Origin of the sequence: Neorhizobium galegae bv. orientalis str. HAMBI 540, assembly GCF_000731315.1 — a bacterium.
In the GTDB taxonomy this organism is placed as follows: domain Bacteria; phylum Pseudomonadota; class Alphaproteobacteria; order Rhizobiales; family Rhizobiaceae; genus Neorhizobium; species Neorhizobium galegae.
The window spans coordinates 2,337,790-2,354,939 of sequence record NZ_HG938353.1 but is presented as its reverse complement, the minus strand read 5'-3'; the positions used below and the strand labels follow the sequence as shown (position 1 = coordinate 2,354,939).

General features: G+C 62.5%; 16 protein-coding genes. 10 read left to right on the top strand and 6 right to left on the bottom strand.

All coding sequences use genetic code 11. The annotated features are described in order from the left end of the window. Nucleotides 1–7 precede the first annotated feature (7 nt). The 5 genes from RG540_RS11680 to RG540_RS32365 all read right to left on the bottom strand — a co-directional run bounded on the left by RG540_RS11680 (nt 8) and on the right by RG540_RS32365 (nt 4,405). Nucleotides 8–658, bottom strand: coding sequence for a class I SAM-dependent methyltransferase (locus RG540_RS11680; protein WP_038588001.1), 651 nt, complete (start codon nt 656–658; stop codon nt 8–10). Nucleotides 659–751: 93 nt separating this feature from the next. Next, nucleotides 752–1,372, bottom strand: coding sequence for a 2-dehydro-3-deoxy-6-phosphogalactonate aldolase (locus RG540_RS11675; protein WP_038543844.1), 621 nt, complete (start codon nt 1,370–1,372; stop codon nt 752–754). 12 nt (nt 1,373–1,384) lie between these two features. Then, nucleotides 1,385–2,314: a 2-dehydro-3-deoxygalactonokinase gene (locus RG540_RS11670; RefSeq protein ID WP_038587998.1), complete on the bottom strand. Its 930-nt coding sequence runs from the start codon at nt 2,312–2,314 to the stop codon at nt 1,385–1,387. Nucleotides 2,315–2,316: 2 nt separating this feature from the next. After that, a complete protein-coding gene (locus RG540_RS11665) occupies nt 2,317–3,240 on the bottom strand; it encodes a 2-dehydro-3-deoxygalactonokinase (RefSeq protein ID WP_051909357.1) in 924 nt (307 codons plus the stop codon). Between the two features lie 13 nt (nt 3,241–3,253). Continuing rightward, complete coding sequence (locus RG540_RS32365) at nt 3,254–4,405, bottom strand: mandelate racemase/muconate lactonizing enzyme family protein (RefSeq protein WP_038587996.1); 1,152 nt, start codon at nt 4,403–4,405, stop codon at nt 3,254–3,256. A 142-nt stretch (nt 4,406–4,547) separates the two neighbouring features. Here RG540_RS32365 and RG540_RS11655 point away from each other — a divergent pair, with 142 nt between their 5' ends. From RG540_RS11655 to RG540_RS11620, 8 genes are all read left to right on the top strand, one after another. Next, a complete protein-coding gene (locus RG540_RS11655) occupies nt 4,548–6,272 on the top strand; it encodes an SMP-30/gluconolactonase/LRE family protein (protein WP_051909355.1) in 1,725 nt (574 codons plus the stop codon). Between the two features lie 17 nt (nt 6,273–6,289). Continuing rightward, complete coding sequence (locus RG540_RS11650) at nt 6,290–7,384, top strand: ABC transporter ATP-binding protein (RefSeq protein WP_038587993.1); 1,095 nt, start codon at nt 6,290–6,292, stop codon at nt 7,382–7,384. Then, entirely contained in the window at nt 7,381–8,187 is an 807-nt protein-coding gene (locus RG540_RS11645) for an SDR family NAD(P)-dependent oxidoreductase (protein WP_046599705.1), read from the top strand. Before RG540_RS11650 ends, RG540_RS11645 begins: the two co-directional genes overlap by 4 nt. Before the next feature lie 85 nt (nt 8,188–8,272). Beyond that, the gene (locus RG540_RS11640) at nt 8,273–9,544 is read left to right on the top strand and encodes an extracellular solute-binding protein (protein ID WP_038587990.1); all 1,272 of its coding nucleotides are present in this window, start codon (nt 8,273–8,275) and stop codon (nt 9,542–9,544) included. Between the two features lie 249 nt (nt 9,545–9,793). After that, nucleotides 9,794–10,726: a carbohydrate ABC transporter permease gene (locus RG540_RS11635; RefSeq protein ID WP_051909353.1), complete on the top strand. Its 933-nt coding sequence runs from the start codon at nt 9,794–9,796 to the stop codon at nt 10,724–10,726. Between the two features lies 1 nt (nt 10,727). Continuing rightward, nucleotides 10,728–11,564: a carbohydrate ABC transporter permease gene (locus RG540_RS11630; RefSeq protein WP_038587987.1), complete on the top strand. Its 837-nt coding sequence runs from the start codon at nt 10,728–10,730 to the stop codon at nt 11,562–11,564. Further along, nucleotides 11,561–12,472 (top strand): dihydrodipicolinate synthase family protein, encoded by a 912-nt coding sequence (locus RG540_RS11625; protein ID WP_038587984.1) that lies wholly within the window; start codon nt 11,561–11,563, stop codon nt 12,470–12,472. Before RG540_RS11630 ends, RG540_RS11625 begins: the two co-directional genes overlap by 4 nt. Before the next feature lie 11 nt (nt 12,473–12,483). After that, complete coding sequence (locus RG540_RS11620; RefSeq protein ID WP_038587981.1) at nt 12,484–13,665, top strand: mandelate racemase/muconate lactonizing enzyme family protein; 1,182 nt, start codon at nt 12,484–12,486, stop codon at nt 13,663–13,665. Between the two features lie 64 nt (nt 13,666–13,729). Here RG540_RS11620 and RG540_RS11615 read toward each other — a convergent pair whose 3' ends face one another. Continuing rightward, on the bottom strand, nt 13,730–14,389 hold the full coding sequence (locus tag RG540_RS11615) for an SGNH/GDSL hydrolase family protein (RefSeq protein ID WP_038587978.1): 660 nt from the start codon (nt 14,387–14,389) through the stop codon (nt 13,730–13,732). 107 nt (nt 14,390–14,496) lie between these two features. On the opposite strand from RG540_RS11615, the gene RG540_RS11610 reads away from it, so the two are divergent. Next, nucleotides 14,497–15,528, top strand: a complete 1,032-nt coding sequence (locus RG540_RS11610; protein ID WP_038587975.1) for a LacI family DNA-binding transcriptional regulator — start codon at nt 14,497–14,499, stop codon at nt 15,526–15,528. A 14-nt stretch (nt 15,529–15,542) separates the two neighbouring features. Continuing rightward, nucleotides 15,543–17,144, top strand: a complete 1,602-nt coding sequence (locus RG540_RS11605) for an FAD-dependent oxidoreductase (RefSeq protein ID WP_038593589.1) — start codon at nt 15,543–15,545, stop codon at nt 17,142–17,144. Nucleotides 17,145–17,150 lie beyond the last annotated feature (6 nt).

The following is a 17,150-nucleotide window of genomic DNA, read 5'->3' as shown; positions in this document are numbered from 1 at the left end:
CTTAAGCTCACGCGGCCATGCGATGTTTCAGGCGTATGACCTTGAAGAAACCGTTCGGGAAGACGCGGCGGATCTCTGCGACTTCGAAATCGCCGCGGCGCTTTGCCCATTCGACAATCCGGGCGATACGGAAGGACGAGCTCCACCCGACCCGATGTACCAGCGGCGCGACGGCTTCCTCGATCGCTCCTTGCAGGCCGCGCCCGTCGCCGAGCTTGCTCGCAACGATGATCTCGCCGCCCGAGTGTAGCACGCGGGCGCACTCGTCAAGAGCACGTTCGGGATCCGGGATCAGCGTGATGACGAAGGGCAGGCAGACGGCGTCGAACGAACGATCGGCGAATTCGAGATTGTGCGCATCCATGACATGCAGCGACTGAACGTGGGCTAGCCCGGCGCGCGCGACCTTCTCACGCGCTTTGGCGATCATGTGTTCGGAAAGATCGATGCCGGTGACGCGGCAGTGTTTCGGATAATAGGGCAATACGAGCCCGGTGCCGACGCCGACTTCGAGGATGTCCCGTCCGACTTCGGCGGCGAGCCTTGCGACGGTGCGATGTCCGTCGCGCAGCAAGCCTCGATAGACCCGGTCATAGACCGGCGCCCACCGTTCATACACCTTCTGCTGATGTTCGGCGCTGTTGCGGATAACTGCCAAGATCGTCCCCTCCGGTTTGCCCTGCTTGCGCTAAAACTCAGGAGGAAAACGATAGTTCCGCTTCACGACGGTATTGCGACAGGGTTTTAGACGTCAGAGCGCGCGCATCGCGTCCATGAATTCTCTCGCCTTTTGCCCGATGGAGGCGATATCGGCACCGGGTTTGTAAAGGGAGGAGCCTATGCCGAAACCGGCGGTACCCGCCTGCGCGTAGACAGCCATGTTCTCGGGCGTGACACCGCCGACCGCCAGAACCGGAATGTCCTTCGGCAGTACCGCCTTCCATGCCTTGATGACATAGGGCGGGATGGCTTCCGCCGGAAAGGCCTTGATGCCGCTGGCGCCGGCCTCGATCGCCGCGAAGGCTTCCGTCGGGGTTGCGACACCCGGCAGGCTCACCATGCCGGCCGCGCGGCTGGCCTTGATGACTTCGACATTCGCGTTCGGCGAGATGATCACCTTGGCGCCGGTCGCGGCGACATCGGCGACCTGGGCCGGGGTCAGTACGGTGCCGGCACCGATCAGTGCCTGGTCTCCGAAACGCTTGACGAGCTTTTCGATACTTTTCAGCGGATCGGGGGAGTTGAGCGGCACTTCAATGATCCGCCAACCCGCCTCGACGAGTACCTCGCCCACCGCTTCCGCTTCTTCCGGCTTGATGCCGCGCAGGATGGCTACGAGATTGCATGCCTTGAGCGCCTCTTGGAAGGTCATCTCGAAACTCCTTTATTGCGCGGCTTCGGCCGCGATCAGCATGATGCCGCGTTTCGCGGCGTTTTCCGGAGCGGGTTCGACCATCAGGCCGAACAGGGGCGCGATCCGGCCGTAGCGGCTGTTGAGCACGTTGTTGCCGACGATGCCGATCGTGTCGCCGTTCTTGAACCAACCGGCAGCGCGGGCCTGGCGGAATTCCGAGCCTATGACGAGGCCGGAAACGTAATCGAGGATATCCTCCGGCTTCAATTTGCCGTCGAGAATCCCGGTGCGAGCGCTGAAGATCGCCGACAGGAAGGCATCGGCGGCGGCCGAATCGCTCGCTGCAAATTCTGCTCCGCGATCGAAGCTCTGCCAGTCCGGCTCGGCGCCCGGCTGCGGCTCCAGAGCCTTGGCGATGAACGAATGTTTGGTCAGAAGCGAAAATACCTCGCCGGTCGCGTAGGTCTGGAAACCGTCGATGCGGTTGTCCCTGACCCGTGCCCATTTGCTATGGGTGCCGGGCAGGACCAGGGTGCGGTCGCGCCCGAGGCCGTAGCCGACGATCTGGGTTTCCTCGCCACGCATCACGTCCGGAAAAGGGTTGGCGGCCGGATCGCGCATGCCGGGCAGGAAGGTGATGACGGCGCCGTTCTGAAGAGTGAGTTTGCGCGTGCCGGCGGCAAGCTCGGCGATCCCGCCGGGCGTGTCCACATAGGGTACTTCGACCCAGCCGTTGCGGCTGGTGATCATACCGCTTGCCAGGACGGGCAGGGGGCCATGCGCCGAAAACCATTCGCCCACGGCTTCCATCAACGCCTGCTCGAAGGCGCCGTTCTTGACGAACTGAATGCCGCCGCTCGACGTATCGCGGGTATCGAGCGTTTCACCTGTTTCCGAAACCAGCATGGCGCGCAGCGAACTCGTTCCCCAATCGAGGATGATCGAGGTGGGTTTTGGCATGGTCACATTTCTCCCGAAGCGGCTTTCGCCCCTTCGATAGCCCGTGACGTATCACCCTGTCGAGAGGCGACCCGGCGGAAACCGGCGGCGATGTCGGGCGTGACGAGATTTGTTTGCGCACCGAAGATCTCGAGCGCCGTCTTGTAACGCTCGGCGAGCGCGGCGTGACCGACAATGTTGATTTTCCTCGGTTTGTCCTGCCCGAGCGCTTCCGAGATTTCCGCGCCGATCATCAGACCGGTCAGATAGTCGGCGATCTCTTCCGGCGCCAGACGATCGAACAGGACCAGGCTGCGCGCTGAAAAGACGCGGGCGAGGATGCGGCCGGGTAGGGTCCCTTGTTCAAGCGCCGTCTGGACCCCGCGGCGAAAGGCGTCCGGGCGCTCCTCGTACGTCGCGGGGATGAGGCGAGAGACGAGCGAATCCTTCTTGAGCAGATTGAGGATTTCGCCGGACATGTATGTGGTGATGGCGGTGATGCGGCCACCCTCCATCGTCACCCATTTCGCATGCGGACCGGGCAGCACGAAGATGCCGTCGGTTTCCGTGAGGCCGAAGAGCGACATTTCCTCGCCGCGCATCACGTCGGGCAAGGGTTTGGTCTGGGCAATGCCGGGCAGGAAGATCAGCGGCGGCAGACCCTCGACCTCATGCGCAACCGCCTGGGCCAACAAATCCGCAGGCCCAGTCGGCACTGGGGCGAAGGGGCTTTCGATCCAGCCGTTGCGGCTGGTGATCATGCCGGAAAACAGGATTTTTTCTGCTTTCTCGCTCCAATCGCCGAGTTCTTCCCGGAGTGCGGTTTCGAAACCGCCGGCCGTGACCTTGGTTGTGCCGCGGTCGCTCTTCTTTTCTCCCAGCACCGTGTCGTCGTCGAGAAGCAGCGCACGGAAGGCAGCGGAGGTCCATTCAATTGCAATATACATGGGGAGAATAATCCTAATAGGCGGGTTTGACCGGGAACCAGTCCTTGCGCTCGGTATCGAGATAAGCGCCGGCAATGCCGGGCACGCGGTATTTTTCGAGCATTTCGATATCCACTTCGAGGCCGAGGCCCGGCCCTTCCGGCACCTGGAAACAGCCGTCTTTCAAGACCGGCGGATTGGGCGAGATATCGCCGCCGAGATAGGCGCGTTCGGTATCGATGGCGATCGACATGTTGGGAAGCGAGGCCGCGAGGTGGATATAGGCCGATTGCGACAGGGCCAGTTCCGCGCCGGAATGCAGCGTCACCGGGATGCCTACCGCCTCGCATATGGCAGCCGCCTTGATCGTCTGCCACAGACCGCCTGCCTCGTGCGGATCGAGCAGCACGACATCGGCTGCATTGGCGCGGATGATGTTGCCGACATCGGACAGCGTATAGGCGCTTTCGTCGAGCGCGATCGGCACGGAGGAATTTGCGACCAGCGCCGCATGGCCGGCAATATCATCGAGTTCCAGCGGCTGTTCCACATAGGCGGGATCGAAGGCTTTCAGCTTTTCGAGCTGGCGTTTGGCGGTCGCCGGGTTCCAGGCGCCGTTGACGTCGAGCCGTAGCGGATGGTCGCCGATCACCTTTCGGGATGTTTCGGCGAGCGTGATGTCGCTCCTTTCATCGAAGCCGATCTTCACCTTGAAGGTGGTGTATCCGAGATCGAGGAACCGCTTCAGGCGTTCGGAAAGACCTTTGGGATCGTTGGTGAAGAGATAGGCTGCGGCCTCGACATCCTTGCGCCAGCGGCCGCCCCACATGGCATAAAGCGGCAGGCTCGCCTGTTTGCCGAGCGCATCCCACATTGCCATTTCCATGGCGCAGATCGCCATCACCGCAGCACGCTTGTGGTGGTAGAAGCCGGCGCCGAGCACATGCCGGTGGAAACGTTCCGCATCCGCGACCGGATATCCGATCGCCAGAGGCGCGACGATATCGGCAAACACCGCCGGCACGTTCGCGATCAACGAGATCGTCTCCCCCCAGCCGATGATCCCCGTGTCCGTTTCGATTCGGCAGATCAGCCGGGTCGTGCCGATTCGCCGGCCGGACCCCCAGAGAATGTCCTCGGTAAAAGGCATACGGACCAACCAGTGGTCCACTTTGGTAATGCGCAAGATATCCTCCCATGGGCGGTCAGTGTCTGGCCGCTTCAGTTTCGCTGTTGACATGGAACTTAGTTCCAAGATAACTCTCTTGGCAAGAGCGAGGCGGCATGCTGTGGGAGCAGCATCAAAAATCGTCGTTCGGGGAGAGGGCATGGCCAAGGTACAACTGGAAGCGATCGACAAGGATGTCGCCAATGATACGGGCGGCGTGCCGGGTGTTCAGGCGCTGACGCGCGGCATCCAGATCGTCGATGCCGTGGCGGCGGAAGCCCGCGGCCTGCGCTTCACCGAACTGCTCGACCAGACGCAACTGCCCAAGGGCACGCTGCACCGGCTGCTGCAGGCGCTGGTCGACGAGCGGCTGCTCCACTTCGATACGCGCGACCAAGTCTACCGGTTGGCGCCGCGGCTGTTCCAATGGGCCCACAAGGTCTGGGACAATTTCGATCTGCGCGGCGCGGCCGAACCGGAACTGGCGCGGCTTCGCGACCTGACCGGCGAGGCGATCCGTCTTGGCGTGCTCGACGGCGGCAGCGTCCTTTACATCGACCAGCGGGAGGTGCCGCAGCCGCTGCGCCTCAACAACGGTGTCGGTTCACGGGCAGCACCGCATGCCAGCGGCCTGGGCAAGGCCATCCTGGCGCATCTGTCGCTCGAAAAGCGCCGCGCATTGCTCGACGGCATCGAACTGGAGCGACTGACCCCGAACACGATCGTCAACGCCGAGGAACTCAGCCGCCAGCTCGATCTCACCAAGGCCCGCGGTTATGCCGTCTCGGTCGACGAACAGCATATCGGCATTTCCTCGGTCGCAGCCCCTGTCCTCAACCACCGCGGGGAGCCGATTGGTGCGATCGGCATTATCGGCCCGTCCTTCCGCCTGCCGGTCGACCGGCTGCACGCTTTCGGCCGGGACGTCATCGAGGCAGCCCGCCGCACATCCGGCAATTTTGGAGAGTTTCCCATGTCGCTTGCGGTCAAGCCGCGTCCTCTCGGCCCCGATCGCGCCGACGTGCGCTGCGTCATTCCGGCAAGCACGTTTCTCGGCGAAGGTCCGCACTGGTCGCCCGAGCACAAGAAGCTCTATTTCGTCGATATTCTGGCGCCGGCCGTGCATACCGGCGATCCGGTGAAGGGCACCTATACCTCCATGCAGTTGCCGGAACTGATCGGTTTTGTCATCCCTCGCGCTCGCGGCGGTTTCGTCGCCGCCATGCATGGCGAGATTCGCGGCATCGATCTTTCGACCGGCGATATCACGACGATCTCGCGGCCGGAGGCAGACCGTCCCGGCAATCGTTTCAACGACGGCAAGTGCGACCGTCGCGGCAGGCTTTGGGCCGGTACGCTTGCGATCGACACGACGCCGGACCAAGGTCGGCTCTGGAGGATCGATCCGGACGGGCGGTCGCGGGAGATGGATCGCGGTTTCCACGTCTCGAACGGGCTTGGCTGGAGCCCGGACGACCGCACCTTCTACTTCACCGATACCAACCGGCAGACGGTCTATGCCTATGATTTCGATATCGAAAGCGGTGAGGTCGCAAACCGCCGGACCTTCATCACGGTGCCGGAAGCCGAGGGCAAGCCGGACGGCATGACGGTCGATGCGGAAGGTTTCGTTTGGATCGCCCATTGGGACGGCTGGTGTGTTACCCGCTACGATCCGCAGGGCAAGGTCGAGCGGGTGATCAATCTGCCGATACCGCGCCCGACGAGCTGCGTCTTCGGCGGTCCCGACATGCAGACGCTGTTCGTGACGTCCGCCCGCATCCGGTTGTCGGCAGCGCAGCTTTCCGAAGCGCCGCTCTCCGGCAGCGTGTTTTCCATCGATACCGGCATCAAGGGCCAGGCAGCCCAGATGTTCGCGGGCTGAGACATCAAGAGACACCCATGGCCAAGCTTGAACTCAAAGACATCCGCAAATCCTTCGGCTCGGCAGAGGTGCTGAAGGGCATCGACCTGACGGTCGAAGACGGCGAATTCGTCGCTTTCGTCGGTCCGTCGGGCTGCGGAAAATCGACGCTACTGCGGCTCATCTGCGGCCTCGACGAAATCACGTCGGGCCATATGGCGATCGACGGCGAACTGGTGAACGACGTGCCGCCGGCCAAGCGCGGCATTGCCATGGTCTTCCAGTCCTACGCGCTCTATCCGCATATGACGGTTGCCGAAAACATGGGTTATGCGCTGAGACTCGCTGGCACGCCGAAGCAGGAGATCGATGCCCGCGTCGTCCAGGCGGCCAGGAAACTCCGCATCGACACCTATCTGGAGCGCAAGCCCCGCCAGCTCTCCGGCGGCCAGCGCCAGCGCGTCGCGATCGGCCGCGCCATCGTGCGCGAACCGCGCATCTTCCTGTTCGACGAGCCGCTTTCGAACCTCGACGCCTCTCTGCGCGTCGAGATGCGCATCGAGATCGCCCGGATGAAGGATACGCTCGGCACCACCATGGTCTATGTCACCCACGACCAGATCGAGGCGATGACGCTGGCCGACAAAATCGTCGTGCTGAATTCCGGTCGCGTCGAGCAGATCGGCTCGCCGCTCGATCTCTACAACAAGCCGGTGAACCGCTTCGTTGCGGGCTTCATCGGCTCGCCGCGCATGAATTTCCTGAGCCTCGGCGCCAGGAAGAGCGAAGGCGTCTTTGTCGTTCCGGGCGGAGAGGTGCGTCTGCCGCGTGACTTGTCTTCGGTGCCGGCGGAGATCGGCATCCGGCCGGAGCATGTGGAGCTGGTGAGCCGCGGCGCGCCGGAATCGCTGGCCGGCACCGTCACCATGACCGAGCATCTCGGCAGCGACACCTATGCCTATGTGGCGCTCGAAGGCTCCGAAGAGATGGTCGTCGTCCGCCTGTCCGGCGACCGCGCCGTCAAGCGCAGCGAGCCGATCGGCGTGCATGTCGATCCGGTGATGATTCATGTCTTTTCCGCCGATGGCCTTTCGCTTGCCTCTGCGCGTCCCGTTGCCCTGGAGGCCGCATGACCATCCATCCCGAACTCATTGCAAAGGTTGAGGTCGAGGCCGCGACATATCCGAGCCTCAAGGACAAGGGCGTGCTGATCACCGGCGGAGGATCGGGCATCGGCGCGTCGCTTGTCGAGCATTTCTGCGCCCAGGGCTGCAAGGTCGGCTTTCTCGACCTTGATGCCAATGTGGCCGACGAGACGGCCGAAACGGTCGGCAGGAAGACCGGCAATACCCCGTTCTATCGTGCGGCGGATCTGCGTGACATCGACGCCCTGAAGGAAGGGATCGAGGCACTCCGATCCGAGATCGGCCCTATCCGAGTGCTCGTCAACAATGCCGGCAATGACGACCGCATGCCGCTCGAAGACGTGACGCCGGACTATTGGGACGAACGTTTCCAGACCAACCTGCGCCACCAGTTCTTCGCCGTGCAGGCCGTCGTGCCGGAGATGGCGGAACTTGGCGGCGGGTCGGTCATCAACATGGGCTCGATCTCGTGGATGCGCGGCGCTGCCGGCCTGATCTTCTATACGACCGCCAAATCCGCCGTCATGGGCATGACCAAGTCGCTCGCCCGCGAACTGGGGGCACGCAATATCCGCGTCAACTCGATTGCGCCCGGCTGGGTGCTGACCGAGCGCCAGGTGGAGCGCGCCAAGCGTGTCTATCAGGGCAAGTTTTCCGAATACCTCGAGGTCCAGTGCCTCAAGGAGCATCTGCTGCCGCCCGATATCGCCCGCATGGCGCTGTTTCTGGCAGCGGACGATTCCCGCCTCATCACGTCACAGACATTCATCGTCGATGGCGGCGTCGTCTAACAAAGGCAAGGCGGATACGGCGCTCGCCGCTTGACCTTTTTCGGGTTGAAACAGAGTTCCATCATCATCGTTTCGGGAGGATTTGATGAACACCTTTACCAGACTGATCGGCACCGCCGCCGTCGCGCTTGTGCTCGGCTCGGGTGCCGCCAAGGCAGCCGACCTGAGCTTCATGAGCTTCACTTATGCGGAAGAGGCCAACAAGGCGATTGTCCAGGGTGTCCTGGACAATTTTCAGAAGGCTGAGAAGCTGACGGTCGAGCCGCTCGGCTTCGCCTGGGGCGATATGCAGAAGAACATCTTTTTGCGCGCCCGGTCGAAGACCCTGCCCGATATCGCCCAGCTTTCCGAACGCTGGCTGCCGACCTTCGCGAGCCTCGATAATCTCGTCGACCTGAACACGGTCTATGGCAAGGACAAGCTGGAAGTGGCTTTCGCGCCGGATGCGCTCGCCATGGGCAATATCAACGGCAAGCAGCTTGCACTGCCGCTTCTGTCCGGTTCGATCGGCATGGTGGCCAACAAGGAAGTTCTCGCCAAGGCCGGCATCAATGACGCTCCGAAGACCGTCGACGACTTCAAGAAAGCTCTGGTCGCGGTGCGAGACAAGGTGCCCAACTCGGTGCCGTACTCCATGGCGACCAAGAACAACGGCTCGATCCTGATCGACTTCATGGTCTGGAACTGGGTGCATGGTGGCCGGATCATCGATGACGCCGGCAAGGTCGTTGTCGACAGCCGGCAGAGCCGCGATGCGCTCGGCTTCATGGTCGGTCTCATGAAGGACCGCCTGGCGGCTCCGGAAATAGACCGTCCGGATTCGCGCCGTCTGCTGGCGCAGGGCGCTTCGGCCTTCTATCTCGACGCGCCGCAGACCCGCACCTTCCTGCGTGATTTCTCCGGCAAAGGCCAGGCCTTCGACGCCAACGTTCTGCCGATGCCGACGCCTGTGCTGAAGGCTGGTGACAAGTCTGTTTCCGTCCAGTGGGGCCATCTGCTCGTGCAGTTCGCGGCCAACGGCAAGGCCAAGGCGGATGACCCGGCCGACAAGTTCCTGACCTACATCATTTCGGACAAGGTACAGACGGACCTTCCGTTGAAGATGAGCGCGCTGCCGGTCACCAAGTCCGCCCGCGCGGCGGTTGCCGACGACGCCTATCTCAAGAACTGGTCGGCCGCGACGGGTGACGCCCGCCGCAACGAAGTCGGCATCTGGTCTAATGCCGCAGATCTCACCAACATCATCGGCGAGGAAGTGCAGGGCGCGCTGCTCGGCCAGAAGTCTGCCGACGATGCCATTAAGTCCATGCAGGCAAGGCTGACGACCAGCATGGAGAAGGCGAAGAAGTCGGAATAGTCACAGTCACCGCAATACTCGGCCGCTGTTACTATTGGCCGGAATTTTCAAACAGGAAGACCCCTCTGGCCTGCTGGCCATCTCCCCCACAAGGGGGAGAAGACTCGTGGCGCCGTCTCGGTTCCTTTCGAGGACGGTGCGGCAGGTTAAAGTCCCTCCCCCTTGTGGGGAGGGGTTGGGGAGGGGGCTTTTTGAAACGCCGGAATCTCGCGGGCCGGCAGATCTCCATGCTCTTAGGAAATGACCTCTATGGCCGTGATCGAAAACAATGTCGGTGCCTATCCGGTCTCGCCGCATGCGAACCGTGGGGGCCTGAAAGCGGGGCAGAACCGCATCGGGCTGCTTCTGCTGCTGCCGGCGGCGATCGCCTTTGCCGCGGTCATCCTCTATCCGTTTCTGTCGGCGCTTGGCCTGTCGCTGTTCGAATACACCGTCGAGATGATGGAGCCGCGTTTCATCGGCTTCGAGAATTTTTACAAGATCGCATCGGATCCCGATGTCTGGGCGGCGTTCTGGACGACGGCCATCTATGTGGTGTTGACGACAACGGGCACGCTGGTCGCCGGTCTCGGCTGGGCGCTGATCATGAACCAGCCGTTTGCCGGCCGCGCGGTGCTGCGGTCGCTGTCGCTGCTGCCCTGGGTGCTGCCCTCTACGGTCAGCGCCTTCATCTGGGGCTGGATCTTCAATTCCCGCTACGGCGTGCTGAACGCCTTCCTGATGGAGCTTGGCCTGATCGACTACCCGCAGGCCTGGTTGTCGACGCCCGAAGGCGCCATGCTCGCGGTGGTGCTGACCAAGATCTGGCTCTCCATCCCGCTTTTCATGTCCTTTTTCCTGGCCGGCCTGCAGAACCTCGACAAGGAGCAGATCGATGCGGCGCGCGTCGACGGCGCCGGCAACTGGGCGGTGCTGCGCGACCATATCCTGCCGCATCTGCGCCCGGTTCTGATGATCGTCGTGGTTCTCGGCGTGATCGGCAATCTGCAGCAGTTCGACACCATTTACGCGCTGACCGGTGGTGGTCCGGTGCGGGCGACGACGGTTCTGTCCGTCGAGGTCTATCGCCGCGCTTTCGAGCAGTGGGATATCGGCTTTGCCTCCGCCGTCGGCGTGCTCTGGGTTGCGGCGCTCCTGCCGCCTGCCTTCCTCTATCTGCGCATGCTGGTGAAAGGAAACTGAGATGTTCGACCTTTCCTCCCGTCAGGCAAAAATCGTCTTCTTTGCCGCCCTTGCTGTGATCGGCTTCTTCCTGTTCTTCCCGCTCTACTGGCTGGTGATCTCGTCCCTGAAGGCGAATGCCGAGCTCTACCGGGTCGTGCCGACGCCGTTTCCGACCATGCCGAGCCTTGAGCATTTCATCCGGGCGCTGACCACCGGCAAACTGCCGATGTACCTGATGAACAGCCTGATCACCTCGACCTGCAGCGCCGCGCTGGTCACCCTTCTGGCGCTCTATGCCGGCTTCAGCTTCGCCAAATACCGCTATTTCGGCCGCCAACCGGTGATGCTGTTCATGCTCTCGGCGCAGATGTTCCCGTTCGGCCTGCTGCTGATCTCGATCTACCCGCTGATGAGCGAACTGAACCTGCTCGACACCCGGCCGGGACTGATCCTCAGCTATATCGTCTTCGCGCTGCCGGTCTCCACCTACATGCTCTACAGCTATTTTTCCCAGGTGCCGGACGAACTGATCGACGCGGCGCGGGCGGATGGGGCAAGCGATCTCAGGATCTTCCACACGATCGTCATCCCGATCTCGATCCCGCCGATCGTCACGGTCTTTCTCTATTCCTTCATGTGGTCGTGGAACGACCTTCTCTATTCGATGACGCTGATCGTCTCGGACGAGAAGCGCACCATCGGGCCGGGCCTGCTTCTTACCTATCTCAACGAGGTCAATTCCGACTGGGGCGGCGCCATGGCGGCATCGCTGATCGCGTCCGCGCCCATCGTCGTGGCCTTCATGTTCCTCCAACGTTATTTCATTCAGGGCGTCACCGCCGGAGCAGTCAAATGAGCAAGATCCTTGCCGGGGCTTTCCCCGTTCTTCCCACACCGTTCCGCGACGACGGATCGATCGACGAGGCGGATTTCCTGTCGATCATCGATTTTGCGCTGGAAAGCAATGTCGACGGTGTCGTTTATCCTGGCGTCGCCAGCGAAGTGGACACGCTGACGCCGGAGGAGCGCAGGCGGCAGGTGGAACTGCTGGCGGAGCGGATCGGCGGGCGCATCCCGATCATCATCGGTGCCAGCGATCCGGACCCGAAGGCCGCGGCCAAGCACGTGGCGCAGGCGGCGGAGATCGGGGCAGGGGCGGCGATGGTGATGGCGCCGTTGTCTCTCGGTAACGACATCGCTGCCCAGACCGCCTATTTCAAAGAGGTGGCGGCTGATGCGGGCGTGCCGATCATGCTGCAGAACCAGCCGAAGCCGATCGGCGCGGGGCTCACGCCGGAAGAAGTGGCGGCGGTTGCCAATGCCGTGCCGGAAATCCGCTACGTCAAGGAAGAGACTGCACCCTGCGGCCAGCACCTGACCCGGATCAAGGTGGCTGCCAATGGTTCGCTTGATGCGATCTTCGGCGGTGCCGGCGGGCGATATGTCACCGACGAACTGGCGCGCGGTGCCGCCGGAACCATGCCGGCGGCCGAGCTTGCCGATATCCATGCGCAAATGATCCATGCCTGGCAGAAGGGCGATGTCGCGACCACGCGAAAACTCTACAACGTCTCGCTGCCGCTCCTGAATTTCCAGGCCATCTTCCGCATGCACATGACCAAGGAAGTGCTGCGCCGGCGCGGTGTCATCAAGCACACGTTCGTGCGCGGCAAGGGGCCGAAATTCGACGAGGGCGATGCCAAGGAACTGGCGTTGCTTCTGGCCGAGGCCGATCTGCCCTATACCAATCACAAGCCCAACTGAGCCGGAACCCCATGCCGAAAAACTTCGTCGATGCGATCGTCTCGGTCGAGACCTTCATCATCTCCATTCCCCGCGAGGTGCCTTATCTTGGGCCTCTGAAGGAAGGCGAGGCGATCAACGCGCGCGGTTACCTGATCCGCAAGGGCAACCGCACCATCTATCCCTCGACCGACATGACGCTGCTGGTCAAGGTCACCGGCGAGAGCGGCAAGGTCGGCTGGGGCGAGTGTTATGGGATCGTGGCGCCGGAGGCGACCAAGGCGATCATCGACGACGTGCTAGGCCCGGTCATCATCGGCCGCGATCCGGGCGATGCGGCGGTCATCCACGAGGACCTCTACGACCTGATGCGGGTGCGCGGTTTCTTCGGCGGCTATTATCTCGACGCGCTGGCGGGGGTCGATATCGCCCTCTGGGACCTGACCGGCAAGAACCTGAATGTGCCGGTCTCGACGCTGCTCGGCGGGCGGCGGCACGATACGATCCGCGCCTATGTCTCGGGTCTGCCGAAAGCGACGCTGAAGGAGCGTTGCGATCTGGCCGTCCATTGGGTTGGCAAGGGCTACAAGGGCATCAAGTTCGCGGCGGTGGTTTCCGAGGAGGATATCGTCAAGGAAATGGCGGCTCTGCGCGAAGCGGTAGGTCCGAGCATCGACCTGATGGTCGACCTGCACTGGAAGTTCGAAGCGGGCGAGGCGATCCGCATCATCCGCCGGCTCGAACCCTACAACCTCTATTTCGCCGAAGCGCCGGTACAGCCGGAAAACCTCGAAGGCCAAGCGCGGGTGGCGGCAGGCATCGGCGTGCCGCTGGCACTCGGCGAGGAATTGCGCACCACCTATGAATACAGGCCACGGTTCGAAAAGCGGGCGATGAGCATCGTGCAGCCGGAAATGGGCCATACAGGCATCACCGAGTTCATCCGCATCGGCCAGATGGCGCAGGCCTTCCACATGAACATCATGCCGCACGCATCGATCAGCGTCGGCATCTTCATGGCGGCCAGCCTGCAGGCCGCGTCGGCGCTGCAGAACGTGCCCTATCATGAATACCAGCACTCTATCTTCGACCGGAACCTCACCTATACGAAGGGCGACATGGCTTCGGGCGAGGGCACCTATGTGGTGCCGACCGGTGCCGGTCTCGGCGTCGAGCCGAAGGAGGACGTGTTCGAGTTTGTCGTCAGGCGGTGACAGGATCGATGTCGACTGCTGAAGGGGCTGCCGTCGCATGGAGGCGTTGGCGAGCCAGAGATCGTCACAGTGCGGCATCGCGGAATGCTTCGAAGATCACCCGGTGGCCGGCGTCGTTGGGGTGGGTGATGTCGGGCGAGGCGAGAAGTCCGTCGCCGTGGTCCATCATCCTTTCGTAGACCGGGGCGTAAAAAACCGGGAATTGCCGGCCAAGCTCGCGGACCGCTTCCACATAACGCTCAAAGCCCTGGCGAGTCTGACCGGTGAACCCTGCGCTTCCAACCGAGAACCCGGCATCCGGAATATAGGGCGGGCTGCCGATCGCGATCCTTTGCCCATGTCCGGCGGCGATCAGGGCCTTCAGGATACGGCTATAATCCCGCACAAAGCCTGCGACGTTCATGGTTTCGGGAGCCGCAGTGTATCGAGCGTCATTGTAGCCGTAGAGGATCAGGATCGCGTCCTCGTGCGGCCGATCAAGAAGTGATTCAACAAACCTTCCGACTCCGTTATTCAGCCTCGGCTTTCCCTCGGCGAGCCTTGAGCCCTGCAACACCGTTCCCGGAATGGCGTGATTGCGGATGGGGAAGCCATCCACCCCATCGGCAAACAGAGCCGGCCAGGCAAGTTCGGCCCGGGAGGCGTTGAAGCCAGCGGTGATGCTGTCGCCGAACACGCGGGTACCGGAAATTTCCAGCGATTTCAGATGCTCCGCAAACCTCATCAGTTCTTCCTTCATTTTCCCGCTTGACATCAACCGCGCTAATCTTGTTTATACGTATTAGCTGCTAATACGCATTAGCAGTCAAGAGGAGAGAGGGAGGATGTTGCGTGGCTGCGCCTAAGCGTTTGACTCAGCACGATATTGCAAAACTGGCCGGCGTCAGCCAGGCGACGGTTTCGCTTGTGCTGAACGGCGCGCCGACGGCTCTGGCGCGTATTCCACAGGAGACCCGCGAGCGCGTCCAGCAGGTCATCCGCACCACCGGTTACGTTGCCGATCCGATCGCGCGCCGAATGGCGAAGGGGCTGAACCGCATACTCGGCGTGTTCACCTACGAGCCGGCGTTTCCAAGCGCCCAGGCAGACTTCTTCACCCCCTTCCTGCTCGGCATCGAGGAAGAGGCGCAGATCCAGAATTACGACCTTCTGCTTTTGACCGGGGCCGGCATCGGGCAGGATCGAAAAATCTTTGCCGACGGCAATCGGCTGAGGATTGCAGATGGCTGTCTCGTGCTCGGCCGCGAATTCGACCGCGCGGAGCTGACGAGGCTGGTATCCGGCGACTATCCGTTCGTGGCGATCGGCCGACGCGAGGATGCTGGCGGGCCGGTTCCCTATGTCGGCGGCGATTATGCGAACGGCACACGGGCGCTGGTCGAGAAGGCAAGGGTGCTGGGGCATTCCAAGCTTGCCTATATCGGCCCACCGGGACCGGCGGAATCGACCGCCGATCGGTGGTCGGGCTTCGACGGAGCCTTCGGCAGCGGGCTCGAGCTTGTCCTGCATATCGAAACGGTGGGCCGCGCGGCAGACGAGATACTGGACGCTCTTTTCGGCAGCGGTGCGACTGTCGCCTTCTTCGTCGAACTCGCCGATGCGGTGCGCGTCGAGGCGGCTGCCCGCGCTCGCGGCCTGTCCATTCCCGGCGATTTTTCCGCCGTCGTGCTCGGCAGCCATATCCGCGCCGAGCGCAGCCATGTGCAATTCACCTCTTTCGACATCCCCCGCGAGGAGATGGGCCGGCAGGCGACTGCAATGCTGGTGCGCCGCATCGAGAGCGGCGATGCCGGCGGCCAAATTCTTCTGACCTGTGAACCGGTCGAGGGGGAAACCCTTGGACCCGCAAAAAGACGGACATGATCAACGTGACAGAGATGCATACGGATATTCTGGTGGTAGGCGGCGGTCTTGGCGGTGTTGCGGCAGCACTCGGTGCATGCCGGGCCGGCCGCAGCGTGATCATGACCGAGGAGTTCGACTGGATCGGCGGCCAGCTGACCAGCCAGGCGGTTCCCTCCGACGAACATACCTGGGTCGAGCAGTTCGGCATTACCCGCTCTTACCGAAAGCTGCGGGAAGGCATCCGCCGATACTACCGCGACCACTATCCGTTGACCGAGGGCGCACGCGCCTGGGGCGACCTCAATCCCGGTTCCGGCTGGGTCAGCCGCATCTGCGCCGAACCGCGCGTCAGCCTTGCCGTCATGGAAGCCATGCTTGCGCCCTATCGCGGCGCCGGCAAGCTGAAGGTGCTGCAGCCCTATCGCCCGGTCGCCGCTGATGTGGCCGACGATACGGTGCGCTCCGTCACCGTTCGGCATCGCGACACCGGCCGGGAGATCACCGTCTCCGCTGCCTATATCCTCGATGCCACGGAGCTCGGCGATCTCTTGCCGATGACTGGCACGGAATATGTGAAGGGTTTTGAGGCCCAGTCCGATACCGGAGAGCCGAGCGCGCCATCTGAAGCGCAGCCCGACAATGTCCAGGCGGTATCGATCTGCTTTGCGATCGACCATGTCGACGGCGACCAGACGATCGACAAGCCGGAAAACTACGACTACTGGCGCAAGTACGAGCCGCATTTCTGGGGCGGCCCACTGCTCGGCTTCACCGCGCCGCATCCGCGTACGCTCGATTTCACCACCCGCTCGTTCACGCCCAATCCCAATGACGATCCGCTCGCCGTCGATGCCGACCAGCGCAAGGGCGGCGGCGACGAGAACCTGTGGATCTTCCGGCGCATCGCGGCGCGCAACAACTTCGTGGCCGGCGCCTACGCCTCCGACATCTGCCTCGTGAACTGGCCGATGATCGACTACATGGAAGGCACGATCATCGACCTTTCCGAAGAGGACAAAGCGAAACAGCTGAAATCGGCTGCCGACCTTTCCTATTCGCTGTTCTACTGGCTGCAGACAGAAGCGCCGCGCGTCGACGGTGGCCAGGGCTTTCCGGGACTTCGCCTGCGCGGCGACATTACCGGCACCGAGCATGGGCTTGCCATGGCCCCTTATATCCGCGAGAGCCGCCGCATCAAGCCGGTGACCCGCATCGTCGAGCAGGACCTTTCCTATTCGGTGCGCGGCGAAAAGGGCGCGGTCAACTACCGCGACAGCATCGGCATCGGCATGTACCGGATCGACCTGCATCCCTCGACCGGCGGCGACAACTATATCGACGTGCCTTCCTGCCCGTTCGAGATCCCGCTCGGTGCGCTTCTGCCTGAGCGGGTGAAGAACCTCATCCCGGCCGGCAAGAATATCGGCACCACCCACATCACCAATGGCTGCTATCGGCTCCATCCGGTCGAATGGAATATCGGCGAAGTCGCCGGCATGCTCGCCGCCCATTGCCTCGACAAAAATCTTACGCCGCATCAGGTCCAGAAAAGCGACGAGAAGCTCCAGAATTTCCAGAGAGAGCTCAGCCGTGAAGGCATCGAAATGCGCTGGCCGGATATCGCGGCCTACTAAGGACGG

What these genes read in the sequence shown, in the direction of transcription:
- RG540_RS11675 (WP_038543844.1), bottom strand. Translation starts at nt 1,372, where the DNA reads ATGACCTTCCAAGAGGCGCTCAAGGCATGCAATCTCGTAGCCATCCTG.
- RG540_RS11670 (WP_038587998.1), bottom strand. Translation starts at nt 2,314, where the DNA reads ATGCCAAAACCCACCTCGATCATCCTCGATTGGGGAACGAGTTCGCTG.
- RG540_RS11665 (WP_051909357.1), bottom strand. Translation starts at nt 3,240, where the DNA reads ATGTATATTGCAATTGAATGGACCTCCGCTGCCTTCCGTGCGCTGCTT.
- RG540_RS11655 (WP_051909355.1), top strand. Translation starts at nt 4,548, where the DNA reads ATGGCCAAGGTACAACTGGAAGCGATCGACAAGGATGTCGCCAATGAT.
- RG540_RS11650 (WP_038587993.1), top strand. Translation starts at nt 6,290, where the DNA reads ATGGCCAAGCTTGAACTCAAAGACATCCGCAAATCCTTCGGCTCGGCA.
- RG540_RS11645 (WP_046599705.1), top strand. Translation starts at nt 7,381, where the DNA reads ATGACCATCCATCCCGAACTCATTGCAAAGGTTGAGGTCGAGGCCGCG.
- RG540_RS11640 (WP_038587990.1), top strand. Translation starts at nt 8,273, where the DNA reads ATGAACACCTTTACCAGACTGATCGGCACCGCCGCCGTCGCGCTTGTG.
- RG540_RS11635 (WP_051909353.1), top strand. Translation starts at nt 9,794, where the DNA reads ATGGCCGTGATCGAAAACAATGTCGGTGCCTATCCGGTCTCGCCGCAT.
- RG540_RS11630 (WP_038587987.1), top strand. Translation starts at nt 10,728, where the DNA reads ATGTTCGACCTTTCCTCCCGTCAGGCAAAAATCGTCTTCTTTGCCGCC.
- RG540_RS11625 (WP_038587984.1), top strand. Translation starts at nt 11,561, where the DNA reads ATGAGCAAGATCCTTGCCGGGGCTTTCCCCGTTCTTCCCACACCGTTC.
- RG540_RS11620 (WP_038587981.1), top strand. Translation starts at nt 12,484, where the DNA reads ATGCCGAAAAACTTCGTCGATGCGATCGTCTCGGTCGAGACCTTCATC.
- RG540_RS11615 (WP_038587978.1), bottom strand. Translation starts at nt 14,389, where the DNA reads ATGAGGTTTGCGGAGCATCTGAAATCGCTGGAAATTTCCGGTACCCGC.
- RG540_RS11605 (WP_038593589.1), top strand. Translation starts at nt 15,543, where the DNA reads ATGCATACGGATATTCTGGTGGTAGGCGGCGGTCTTGGCGGTGTTGCG.